Genomic DNA, 12342 nt, shown 5'->3' with positions numbered 1-12342 from the left:
ATTCAACCGATATATTTTTGCTTCAGAATATACCAAAAAAAAGGCAGATCATCAATCAGATACCTTTTCCACAGTCTTCCCGGCTCCTGATAAAGCCGCCAGGCCCATTCCAACCCGCTTTTCTGCATCCACAACGGCGCCCGACTCTTGTGTCCCGCATGGAAATCAAAAGCGGCCCCTACGCCGATCATGACCGGCACCCTCAAGCGGCCGGAATGCTCCGCCATCCAGAGTTCCTGCTTCGGAGCGCCCAGGCCCACCCACAGGATGTCGGGCGAGGCGGCATGAATGGCTTCCACGATTTCCAGGTCCTGTGCGGGCGTCAAGGGTCGAAACGGAGGCGCGATCGCTCCGACGATCCTTAGACGTGGGAATCGCTCCGTCAGGTTCTTACTCAACGCCGTCAGGACCGCATCGGATGAACCGTAGAAAAAATTTTTAAATCCCTCTTTTTCAGAAACCCCCAAGAGATTCGTCATTAAATCCGGACCGGCGACTCTCTCTTTAATCGGACAACCCAGCAGCCCCGCCGACCAGAGGAGCGGCATCCCGTCGGCCACCGTCAGCCACGATGCGTTCATGACGGCCTTTATTTTCTCATTCCGCCGGGAACAGACCACGCTGTGAACATTCGCCACGCATAGATAACGGCCGCGACGCTCATGGGATCGAATCAACGCTTTGACCGCATCGATCGTCTCTTCCATCGTCGCCCTATCGACCTTTACCCCGAGCAACTTGAGCGGCTGCGGCATGAATCACTCCCCCGTCCAAAATCACTCCCTATGATAATCTCTAATGTTGTCATTATCAACCTTCTTTTAAACCGAGTCGTTCAAACGCCTGCGACAACCGTTCGTAAAACCGTTCCGGGGTATACTGAGTTTTTGCTTTTCGCTCGCCGTGAATTCCGAGTTCTTTGATCCGGTCCGGTTTGGCCCAAAGGTCGTTGATTTTTTCCGCCAAATCGTGCGGATCTCCCGGGTTAAACAGCAGACCGTCGACCCCGTCTTCAATGATTTCGGGCAGTCCGCCGATACGCGACGCGACGACGGGCTTGCCCCAATAGAGACTCTCGATCGCCGAATACCCGAACGACTCATAACTCTCCGAAGGAACAATCGTAAATCTCGCTCCCGAGATACGCGACCATAAATCATCTCCGGAAAGATAGCCCGCCAGACAAACGTTGTTTAGTTTTTGCTCCCGGATATGGCTTGAAACCCGGGCTCGCAACGGCCCGTCTCCTATAATAACCACTTCGATGTGCGGCGACATTTTGGCCGCTTTGAGCAACGTGATCACTCCTTTCTCATGAGACAAGCGGCCGAAATAGACGACATAATCCGCCGGGGAACGCTTGACGGACTCGTTCTTCTCTATCGAAACGAAATGGGGAATGACCCTGACCTTATTTTCCGGAAACCCGTATTGGATCAATTTCGTTTTTAGAAACTCCGATGGGGACACAAAAATATCCACATAGGGCTCGATTAATTTCAACCGGCGATGGATCGCGAACGCGATCGCGTAGACCGCGGATTCAACATAACTGTTCCTGCAGTTGTTCATCACGCCATGGAAGTAATTGCCGTCCCCGCACTTTTCGCAGACACGTCCCTGGGTGAAAAAAAGGCCGTTGATGCAGAGGGGCTTAAAGGCATGCACGGTCAAAATGATCGGAATTCCGTGATCCTTTAATGCCCTCAACACCGATGGCGAGATGAAGGGGTAGAGGTTGTGGAGGTACGCCAATTGGGGAGGGTCGGCCTTGATCATGGATTGAATCGCGGAACGATTGGAACGCGAATAAACCATCTCGAAAGGAAAGGCCAGACGTTGGGTCCAGTTGGCCGTTTCAAAGGCCCGGCTGTATTTAAAAAAGGGGAGAACTGCATGTCCTTTCATCGTCAATAGGTCCGATAAGAGTTCAACGCAGCGGTCTTCTCCGCCTTTCGACCGGTAGAAATTATGGCCGAGCAGGATCTTCATCCGGTGGAAGCCCTGGAATCAGCGACCGGATCGTTATTCATCGCGATCCCTCGACGTTGTTCCGAGACCTCCCCGTTGGTCAAATAGAGAACGCCGGGCCGGTTGGATATGTAGTCGAATAATTCCTCGATTTGTCCCCACAGGTTTAGCTCATCGATTTCCCAGGAATGGCCCCAGAGGTGCCATACGCCCCCATCTCGAATCGCCGTATCGAAAGCCGTTTTGGCCAATTCCTTCCAATTCGATTTTAATTGAAGCCGGAACACATAGGCCCCCAACCCTTCAAAATTTCCGCGCCGGACGGCATTCCGGATATAGGTCATCCGGTTATGCGGGTAAGCCTGTAAGGTGGGATGGATCAAGAATCCGTCCCTCAATGTGAAATGGAACCCATAAATCGTACGGCTGAACTTGAATCCGGCCTCCTTGACCAAGGAGACGATCGAAGCATTCATGCGTCCTCTTGGAAAAGCGAAACCCTTCAGAGAACGGCCGATTAACCGTTCGAGTTGCCGCTTTCCCTCGACGATCTCGTCACGGGCCATCGCCCGACTCAAAGAAGTCAGGTCGAGGTGATTTAAAGTATGTCCCCCGATTTCATGGGACCGGGCCAATGTTCGGATTTCATCCGATTCCATGGTCCGCCGGCCTTCCGAATTTCGAATGGGCACATAAAACGTGCCTTTTAATTTTCGCGCCGAAAGGAGCCGCGACAGTTGAAGATCGCACGGGTGGCCGTCATCCCAGGAAGTCGTAACAATCGGGTGAAGTCGCGGCCCTTGCGTCCTGGAATAAACTTTAGTGCCGATACTCATTTTTTGGCTCCTTGTGCATAGGCAATGGCATCCGTAAATCCTTCCACCATTCGTTCATACGTCCAGTCTTTTATGACGCGTTTCGCATTTTGACCCATCGCCGCCCTTAAAGCGTCATCGGAAATGATCTTGCGCAGCGCGACCGAAAGAGACTGACTGTCCCGCTCGGGAACCACAAAACCGTTGACGCCCTCCTGAACCAAACCGCCGACTCCGGCGCCCACCGCATCGGTGACCACCACCGGGGTTCCCTGGTTCATCGCCTCGTTCACAACCAGGCCCCATGGTTCCTTGAACTCGCGGGTCGTGATCGAGGGCAGGACGAAAACATCCGCCAAGGCGTAATATTTATACAACTCGGAGTTCGGGACTTTGCCGACAAACACAAAACAATCCAAGCGGTTTTCCACGCACTGTTTTTCCAACGCTTCTTTTAGAGGGCCTTCTCCGACCAGCATCAGACAGAGGCCATCATCCTTCAATTGGGCCACCGCCTCGATCAAATAGGAAACGCCCTTTTCTTCCACGAAACGGCCGACGAAAAGAACGACCTTTTTTCCGGCCGCAGCGCGGGCTCCGCGGATCGTCGAAAGCGCTTTCGCAGGGACCGCTTTAGCGAACAATTCGTTATCGACGGACTGCCAGGCGATGAAAATTTTCCGGGGTTCCACGCCGTGCGACTCCAGATACTTTTTACCGTGTTCCCCGTAGACCACAACCGCATCCGAATATTTGAATATCCATTTTAAAACCGGCATCGAAAACCTTCGGAAAAGCGTTTGAGGCGTGTACCACATGGAATGCCAAAAGATGAATTTTTTTCGCATTAACTTGGCCGTTAGAAAGGACAGGAGTGTAATGTACTTCCCGTTGCTGCACTTAATCACAACCGGATAGTTTTGGGTGAACAAGCGCATAAGAATTTGAGCCGTGGTCAAATAGTGAAACCGTTCGGCGTCGCTGACGATTTCCAGATGGCTTACCCTGGAGTCCTCCGGTCTGCAGTAGAAATAAAAATCGACATCGTACCGCTTGGCCAAACCTTGAAACGCCTTGACACGGTAAGTGGGACAGAGGTTCGTAATAAAGGCGATTTTTACCGGCTCATTCATCGTTCATTGTTCTCGTCGTTTTAGAATCGCCTTCGCGATCAATGCGCCGCGAAGCCGGAGGTGATGAGAAAAATAGAAGGCCCTGTTTCGTTCCTCATCGGTAAAAAATCCCAACCCGTACAACGCCACGGGAAACAGCGCGATCAATCCCGTTCTCAGGACCAGGTGGGGAACCCCCTCGGACATAAAAAACCGCCCGGTCATGAAAAGAATCACCCCCACCAATAAGATCTTGCCCAGGCGATTAAACTCAAACGGTATGGGATAATACCGTTGGGCTATCAGCCCCTGACAACCCGAGACCACGATAAAGGTCAATAGCATCGACAAAGCCGCCCCCCAAGCACCGTACAACCGGACCAGGATCGTATTGGACAGGAGATTGACGATAATACCGGCCCCGTAGATGTACGGCATCACCCAATTCCGGCTTTTCAGGAAAATCCCGATGGAGAGAACATAAAATAACCCGTACACGAGCAAGGCCAATACCAGAATCGGGTACACTTTCGTTCCGCTTTGGTAACCCTTGGTCGTGAAGATCAGAAAAATCTCGGGCAGGAACAGAGTCAGGATCAGGAAGCTGAAGGCCGCACAGAATAAGTAGTAGGTGGCGACCCTGGCATAAATGAGAGGCGCATTATTTCTTTTACCCAGCTCAAACATGATCGGAAGCCAAGCGGTGCCAAAGGGTTGAATGAGCAACAAATTTACAAAACCGGATAGTTTCTGGGCGATGGCGTACACGCCGACCTCACCGAGGGATGAAAACAGATTCAAAAAATAGCGCCCGGAAAGATTAATCCAGATGATGGCCAGTCCGGCGGGTAGATAAGGAAGACCGTAGGCCAACAACCGTCGAATTCTCGGCCAGGAATGGTCGAACGTGAATCGATTTCGGTGGCCCCACAACAACACGCCGCAGACCAACACATCCCCGACCAATCGCCCTCGTAAGATTCCCTCGGCTTTTTCGTTCATTCCCACCACAAAAACGACCGTGGCCATGAGTCCTAAACCTACTTGAAGAAGAGAGGCCGCTAAATACCGGACCGCCTTCTGTTCCGCCCTGTAGATGGCAAGGAACAAGGCCCAAATGGATTCAAAGAAGACGATCAGCCCGATGTAAACAATCAAATGCTCCGGCACGCCGGCGAATAGGCCGTTTGAAATGGGACCCGCCAGCGCGATAATAACCCCGGAGAAAATAAATGAAGTTGTCGCCAAAAATATCAAGACATTATTGATAAGATTAATTTTGGAAACCGAGTCATCGGCTTCGGAGTAGCCTTTCAGCAGGGAGACGTTAAAACCCAAACCGTATACCGTCACAAGAAACTGGAGTGCAATCTCAAGAAGGGCATAGGTTCCGTACTCGTTGGGAAGCAAATAGCGCGTCACGATGGGAATGAGGATGAAACCCACGGCACCGTTAAGACCGGCCCCGGCCCCGTAAATAACGGTTTGCCGCGTTATATCCCGAAAAACAGTCACACGAACCTCACGGGTCATTTCCTCAAGGGCTTGTTTAGGATCGGAACACCGTTGGAACAGGCATAGGCCGCCCCGCACGCAACGCACTCCACCCGGTTCGACTCCCAGCGAAAAGAGGCCTTGCACAAAGGGCAGACCAGGATCTCCCGAAGGGCTTTGGCTTTCCCGCGCAGAAAAGACGGACGGATCCGATCGAGGGCCTTGTAAAGCTTGTAAGCGAAGATCTCGCGATGGCTGGTTCGCCGGCCGATGAGCTCGTCCGCGATCTTGGGGTCGTGATAATTAAAATAGCATTTCTCCGAGGGAGGAATGATCCGGAAAAATATCCTATCCCGCCAGTAATGACGCGTAAAGAAAACATCGATCTGTCTGGACATCAGGTATCCGCACAGCTTTCCATTTTGGGCGACCAGCCGCTCGTAAAGTTTTCCCAGAAGGACATTGGAGGCTTCCTTTTTCTTGACGACAAGACCGTCCCCGTCGGAAATAACGAACCACCGATGATACTCCCGCGGTTCCATCAGGGCTTCCCATACTTCGGAGGGGGTCTCGATATATCCCGCCTTTCCCACGCGGGACAATTCATTTAAAAATTTCCCCGGATCCTCCGCATGTTCAAGGACGTGCGAGCAAATAATAAAATCAAACGACTTGTCCGGGAACGGAAGGGACTCCCCGTCGGCAATGACCAGAGGCCGCCCTCCCGTGCGGATCCCGCCGCCCCTTTCCAGGTTTTCGAGGTGTTTGTCGCACAGGATATTCGATCGGGGGTAAGGGTTATGTCCGCTTCCGATCTCCAGGACGAGATCGCCCGGTTGAATGCCTTTGATAAATGAGCGGCTCACACTGGCTCCTGATATGGTTTAATGCGAAATCTCCAGGTTCCGATGTTGGAATACTGAAAACCTTCTCGGCAAGAAAGGGTGTCGCAACGGTAACGCAACGTCTTCGAGAACAGACGGCGCGCTCGGCCCCGCAAAGGACATTTACGTCATGGAAGGATTTTTTTCACCCGACCGCTTCTTGCATATTGACGGCAAGAGGATCAGCCCGCCTTATTTTTTCGATACCACTCAATCGTCCGCTTTAAGCCTTCATCGATGCCGAGGCCGGCTCTGAAACCAAATTCTTTTTCGGCCCGCGTCGTATCCAGCATCCTTCTCATCTGACCGTCCGGCTTCGACGGATCCCACCGGATCTTCCCCGTAAACCCGGTCAGAAGAGCGATCCGTTGAACGAGATCCCGGATTGAAATCTCGAAACCCATTCCCAGATTGACCGGCTCGCTTTTGTTGTACCGCTCGGCCGCCAGGAGAATACCCTCCGCCGCGTCCTCGACATAGAGGAACTCCCGGGTCGGCTCGCCGGTCCCCCACACCACGATCTCCGGCTCCCCGTTACGAACCGCTTCGATGCATTTTCGGATGAGTGCGGGGATCACATGGGAGGTGTTCGGGTCAAAATTATCCCGTGGGCCGTACAGGTTGACGGGCAGGAGAAAGATGGAATTGAATCCGTATTGCTGCCGATAGGCCTGGCTCTGCACCAGAAGCATCTTCTTGGCCAATCCGTACGGGGCGTTGGTTTCCTCGGGATAGCCGTTCCACAGGTCGTCCTCCTTAAAAGGAACCGGAGTGAACTTGGGATAAGAACAAATCGTGCCGATCGCAACGAATTTCTCCACCCCGAAGAGGCGCCCCTGTTCCATCATCTGAGCGCCCATCATGAGATTGTCATAGAAAAATTTTCCCGGGTTGGCCTGATTGGCTCCGATCCCGCCTACCTTGGCGGCCAGGTGAATCACCATGTTGGGGTCCGCTTCCCGATAAAGACGACGGACGTTTTCGGGTTGAACAAGATCACAGTCGGCGCTTCGCGGCACAAAGACCTTTCGACAGCCACGGCCCGCTAATTTTTCAACGATACGGGATCCCAGAAACCCCGCCCCGCCCGTGACGATGATTTTTTTATTTTCCCAAAAGCCCATGGTCCCTTACCGGGGGAATGAACCCGTGATTTACAACGGTTAAGCCAAGGCGGCCTTGGAAACGACGGACTTATCAAAGGCCGCGGCTTCTTGGAGGCCCATGTTCTGCGCCATCATGCCCAATCCCACAACAAACCACATCATCGCATCCACTTCGCTGTCCCCCAAGTTGTATTCAAACAGACCGGCGACATGGAAGCCCACAAGCGCCCCGATCGCCCCGATGGTCACACCGCGGACAAAAGGATCGGCGGACGTCATCGCCCGCCGGATCATCATGCGGAAGAACGCATACCACAAATAAAGATAGGCCGCGAGTCCGATCAATCCGCTTTCAGCCGTGATCTGAAGCAACGTGTTATGGGCGTGGGAATGCGCCCCAGCGCCGGTGCGATCGCGATACCGATCAAAAACCGTCGTGAAGTTGCCGATGCCGACCCCGAGCAGGCTGTGATCTTTTATCATCTCGAGCGTCGCACGCCAGATTTCAAACCGTTCCACCGTGCTGCCTTCATGAATCTTCACCGTACTGACGGCCCGTGTCCGAAATCCCCGATCGGCCACGGACAAGAGAACAACGGTCAGAAGAAGGCCGGCTACGAGAACGATCATGGTCCTTCTCTCTTTGAACAGCGCAATCGCAAAAAATCCGGCCCCGAGCCCAACCCAGGCGTTGCGGGTAAACGAAGACCAGACCGCGCAAAAAAAGACGAGCACCGCGCCGGCCAGAATCCAACGGGTCCGCCCCCGGGCCCAAAACAGGAGAAGACCCGTCCCCAACAGCCCCAACAAAAGCATCTGGCCGGAGAACGTCATGTAATGGTCGAAGACTCCCGATGCCCGCACCTGGCCGTCAATCTTAAAAATCCGTTCGGCGCCGCCGAACCGGAAAAGATCGAGCCCGCCGCCGACGTGCTGCGCGATGCCGTAAATTCCGTTCAGTGCGGCGGATCCGAAAAGGGTCCAGATCAGACGACGCGCCAGAGTTTGATCGGGCACCCATTTCACGACATAGAGATAAAGTACGATATGCCAAAGCGCCAAAATATGAAGGATGCTCCGGCCGGGGTTCACGCCGAAGAGGGCGGCGGCCAGCACCGCGGATAGATAAATCAGGATGGGGCGATCCAGGGAAGTATGGACCCACGGCTCTCTCTTTATTGCATATTGATAGCCCCACAGGAGGATCAGGATTCCCAGACAAACATGGACGGCCGCGATGGAAAGAGGAAGGCTCAACACCAGGGCGTATAGAAACGGCTCGATTCCCAATTTAGTCACTAAGCCCGTTCAGACTCTCTAACCGTTCATCAGTTGTCGCTCCGGCGCTTCATAAACCCCGGGGTCGTTCGCTTGACCGCTCATTCATGGCACGATTCCCGCCAAGCCCCAAGGGCTCCATGCCATGGCAATAGCAATTAAATATAACGAATTAATGGAGGTAAATCAAGGGTTTTTTGAATCGGACGGCTCAAATAACAGTTCGAATGCGAGGAAAGAACACCAAGGAAACAGCGAGTAACTTTTAATCCCCTCAGTAGGCGTTTTTGTTGATGAGACCTTTCCAGAGCGTCAGCCACATGATTTTGAGGTCAAGTCCGAGCGACCATTTCTCGATATACTCGAGATCACATTTTATCCGTTCTTCCAGGGACGTGTTCCCGCGCCAGCCGTTCACCTGGGCCCATCCGGTTATTCCGGCCTTGATTTTATGCCTCAACATATACCGGGGAATCGCCGTTTTGAACTTCTCCACAAACTCCGGACGCTCCGGCCTCGGCCCTACGATGCTCATCTCCCCCCTGAGCACATTGAAAAACTGGGGCAACTCATCCAGACCCGTCCAGCGGAGCCACCTTCCCACCGGGGTACGCCTTGGATCGTCCGCGCCGGTCCAGACCGCGCCGGTTTCCTTTTCCGCATCCACGCGCATTGAGCGGAATTTCAGGATTTCAAAGAGCCGGCCGTCATACCCCATCCGTTTCTGGCAATATAAAATCGGACCGGGTGATGTCAGCTTAACGAGCGCCACGAGGACCAGCATCAAAGGCGACAACAACGTCAGGATGGTGAGAGAAAACAGAATGTCGGTCGCCCTTTTCAAGACCTGGTTCCAACCGTACAGGGGGGTCGCCTGAAGCGTGACCAAGGGAAGACCGTCGAACAACTCGGCCTGCCCCCGAACCGTCATGAACTGGAGGAGATCCGGAACGATTCGGACATCCATGGTCTGGCCTTGAAGAAAACGGAGAATCTTTTCGGCATGAGTATACGCATCGTGTGGAAGCGCTACAAAGATATGGTCGACCGTTCGGTCCCGCAGGATCGCAGGTAATTCCTCATAGGTGCCCAGAACCTTGATTCCCCGCAGCTCCCGGCCGACTTTTTCATCCTTCCGTGTCAGATAACCGATGATCTCGATTCCCAGTTCGCGATGACGACGAAGCTTGCCGGCGAGTTCCTGAGCCAGCGGTCCGGCGCCTACAATGAGGGCGTATCGCAGATTGCGTCCCCTCCTGCGGAAAAAGCGGAGAAGCTCGCGGAAGCTCCAGCGGCTGAGGGTCACCAACACAATGCTAAATCCCCAGAACAACAAAAAAACCAGCCGGGAATACTCAAACTGTCTTAAGAAAAAACTCAATGTAACGACGACCAGTACGGCGAAGCTGCAGGCCTTGGTGATGTCCCAGATCTCGGCCAGGTGAGAAGACATTCGGCGGGGCCGATACAGGTCAAAGGCCTTGAAGACAAAGCCCCAGACGATTAGTATCGCCGGCAAGAGGGCCAGGTAAGGCTCAAAAGACGGCCGGCCTTTCGTAACCGGAATTTGATCCGCATAAAAACGGAAGGCATAGGCCCCCCACCATGCGCCCGAGATCAGGGCCAGATCAACTATGAAAAGGAGGGCTTTAAAAAACTCGCTGTACTTTCTAAGCATGCTGCGCCTTCTTAAATTCCCCGTACGTCTCTTGGATATACCGATCGATCTTTTCCATGAACTGTTGGCGATCGAACATCCTTACATGTTCCCGGATGCGGTCGGGATCGAACGCGTCCCGGTGGGATTCAAAATAACGCACCGCTTGCATCAAAGCCTGGGGCGTCGGATCATAAAAAAACAGGCCCGTGGGATGGACGGCTTCCGACGGACGAGCTCCGGCTCCCGGCGTTTGCAATGGAATCACGGTCTCCAGGACGCCGCCCCTGCCGTAGGCGATCACCGGTTTTCCGCTGGCCATGGCCTCCAAGGGAACGATCCCAAAATCTTCTTCTCCCGGAAAAACGACGGCGCGACAGGCGGCGTAGGCGTCCCGAATATCCGAGTCCGATTTCCAACCCAGAAAATCGACGGTCGGCCCGGCCATGGACTTGAGGCGTTTCTCATCCTGACCCGTTCCGATAATCTTGAGCGGTTGTTTTAACCGGTTAAAAGCCTCGACGGCCAGATCCACGCGTTTATAGGGGGCGAAGGCCGTCACCATGAGATAGAATCCGTCATCCCGACGGGAGGATGAGAAGGCCCGAAAATCCACGGGCGGAGGGATGACATCCGCCGTCCTTCCATAGCAACGCCGAATTCGTTCCGCCACGTGGCGGGAGCTTGCGATGAAAGCGTGAACATCGTTATTGGAAGCCGCGTCCCATCGTTGAAGCCAGGGCCGAAAGAGCCGCATCCCCTTCCGCGCCGGCCACCCGGAACGACCTTCCCCGAAATAAGCTTCGTGCTGATCCCAAATGTAACGCATGGGAGTATAGAGATACGCAACGTGACAGGACCCTTTCCGAACCCGAACCCCTTTTGCCACGCAGTGGCTCGAGCTTAAGATCAAATCATATCCGGAAAGGTTAAAAGATTCAATGGCCAGGGGAAAGAAAGGAAGATAGTAACGGTAGGCTTGTTGGTTGAACGGGAAACGTTGGATGAAACTCGTTACAATGCGATGCTTCTCAATCTTGGCCGAGACCGTTCCGGGGAAATGCAACAGCGTAAAGAGATCCGCTTCAGGAAACAAATCGCAAAAGGCCTCAAGACACCTCTCCCCTCCCCGCATCACGGTCAACCAGTCATGTATCAGCGCAACTCTCATAAAGAAGACTCAACCCTTCGTTATCCACCCGTGTTCAGAACACGATTATAAACGTCCACCGTTTGCCTCGCGCAGGCTTCCCAGGTAAACTGCCGGGACCTTTCCAAGCCGAGTTTGCTCAACAAGGCCCGATGAGAAGAATCCTCGATCACGCGCTCCATTTCATCCTTAAGCCTTTTCACGTCCCGGGGCGCCACCAACACCCCGGCCGGACCGACCACTTCCGGAAGCGACGAGACATCCGATGCAATGACGGGGGCGCCGCAGGCCATGGCTTCGAGGGGAGGAAGACCGAATCCTTCATACAGGGAGGGGTAGACAAAAACAGTCGCGCCGCTGTAAAGCGACGGGAGGTGCGCTTTGGAAACATACCCTGTGAGAATCGTCGACGATGCGATACGATGCCGCTTGATTTCCTCGTCGAGGTCCTCCATCAGCCAACCCTTCCCACCCGCCAGAACCAGGGGATAAGCGGATTGGATTTTTTTCGGCAACTGCGCATACGCTTGCAGAACCGCCGTTATATTCTTCCGGGGTTCCAACGTTCCCACGTACAAGATGTAAGATCCGTACGCAAGACCGTAATGAGAAAGCACGGCGCGGGCGGTTTCCGCCGGCACGGCGGCAAAACTGTCATCCACTCCGAGGTAGGTGACCGTGATTTTATCGGGTTTGATATTCAGATGTTCGATCATTTGGCTTTTTGTGGCTTCCGATGTCGTGATCATGTGAGCCGCCCAGGGCAACCTTTTGTAAAAGTACTTCTCAAAATACCGCCTTCGGTTCTCCGGATGCGTTTCAGGCCAAAGCAAGATGGAAAGATCAAAAACGGTATTAATGATCGGGCCTTGAAA

At 53.6% G+C, this 12342-nt stretch carries 11 protein-coding genes; all 11 read right to left on the bottom strand.

The genetic code is table 11. From position 1 onward, the window contains the following. Positions 1 to 2 precede the first annotated feature (2 nt). Positions 3 to 755, bottom strand: a complete 753-nt coding sequence (locus tag VLY20_07300) for a WecB/TagA/CpsF family glycosyltransferase (protein HUK56447.1) — start codon at positions 753 to 755, stop codon at positions 3 to 5. 55 nt (positions 756 to 810) lie between these two features. Continuing rightward, positions 811 to 1992 carry a glycosyltransferase family 4 protein gene (locus VLY20_07295; GenBank protein HUK56446.1) on the bottom strand — a complete coding sequence of 394 codons (1182 nt, stop codon included), beginning with the start codon at positions 1990 to 1992 and terminating at the stop codon, positions 811 to 813. Next, a complete protein-coding gene (locus tag VLY20_07290; GenBank protein HUK56445.1) occupies positions 1989 to 2807 on the bottom strand; it encodes a polysaccharide deacetylase family protein in 819 nt (272 codons plus the stop codon). Before VLY20_07290 ends, VLY20_07295 begins: the two co-directional genes overlap by 4 nt. Continuing rightward, complete coding sequence (locus VLY20_07285) at positions 2804 to 3919, bottom strand: glycosyltransferase family 4 protein (protein HUK56444.1); 1116 nt, start codon at positions 3917 to 3919, stop codon at positions 2804 to 2806. Before VLY20_07285 ends, VLY20_07290 begins: the two co-directional genes overlap by 4 nt. 3 nt (positions 3920 to 3922) lie before the next feature. Next, on the bottom strand, positions 3923 to 5413 hold the full coding sequence (locus VLY20_07280; GenBank protein HUK56443.1) for an oligosaccharide flippase family protein: 1491 nt from the start codon (positions 5411 to 5413) through the stop codon (positions 3923 to 3925). A gap of 14 nt (positions 5414 to 5427) precedes the next feature. Then, positions 5428 to 6258 (bottom strand): methyltransferase domain-containing protein, encoded by an 831-nt coding sequence (locus tag VLY20_07275; GenBank protein HUK56442.1) that lies wholly within the window; start codon positions 6256 to 6258, stop codon positions 5428 to 5430. Positions 6259 to 6458: 200 nt separating this feature from the next. Then, the gene (locus VLY20_07270) at positions 6459 to 7400 is read right to left on the bottom strand and encodes a GDP-L-fucose synthase (GenBank protein ID HUK56441.1); all 942 of its coding nucleotides are present in this window, start codon (positions 7398 to 7400) and stop codon (positions 6459 to 6461) included. 39 nt (positions 7401 to 7439) lie between these two features. Then, positions 7440 to 8681: an O-antigen ligase family protein gene (locus VLY20_07265; protein HUK56440.1), complete on the bottom strand. Its 1242-nt coding sequence runs from the start codon at positions 8679 to 8681 to the stop codon at positions 7440 to 7442. Positions 8682 to 8934: 253 nt separating this feature from the next. Then, positions 8935 to 10338, bottom strand: a complete 1404-nt coding sequence (locus tag VLY20_07260; protein HUK56439.1) for an undecaprenyl-phosphate glucose phosphotransferase — start codon at positions 10336 to 10338, stop codon at positions 8935 to 8937. Continuing rightward, positions 10331 to 11488 carry a glycosyltransferase gene (locus VLY20_07255; GenBank protein HUK56438.1) on the bottom strand — a complete coding sequence of 386 codons (1158 nt, stop codon included), beginning with the start codon at positions 11486 to 11488 and terminating at the stop codon, positions 10331 to 10333. The genes VLY20_07260 and VLY20_07255 overlap by 8 nt, the downstream gene beginning before the upstream one ends. Positions 11489 to 11508: 20 nt before the next feature. Next, positions 11509 to 12342 (bottom strand): glycosyltransferase family 1 protein (locus VLY20_07250; GenBank protein HUK56437.1); only part of this gene is annotated, 834 nt, incomplete at its 5' end.

It is taken from the genome of Nitrospiria bacterium (genome assembly GCA_035517655.1).
GTDB lineage: Bacteria > Nitrospirota > Nitrospiria > JACQBZ01 > JACQBZ01 > JACQBZ01.
This window is presented reverse-complemented; position numbering and strand designations above follow the sequence as displayed.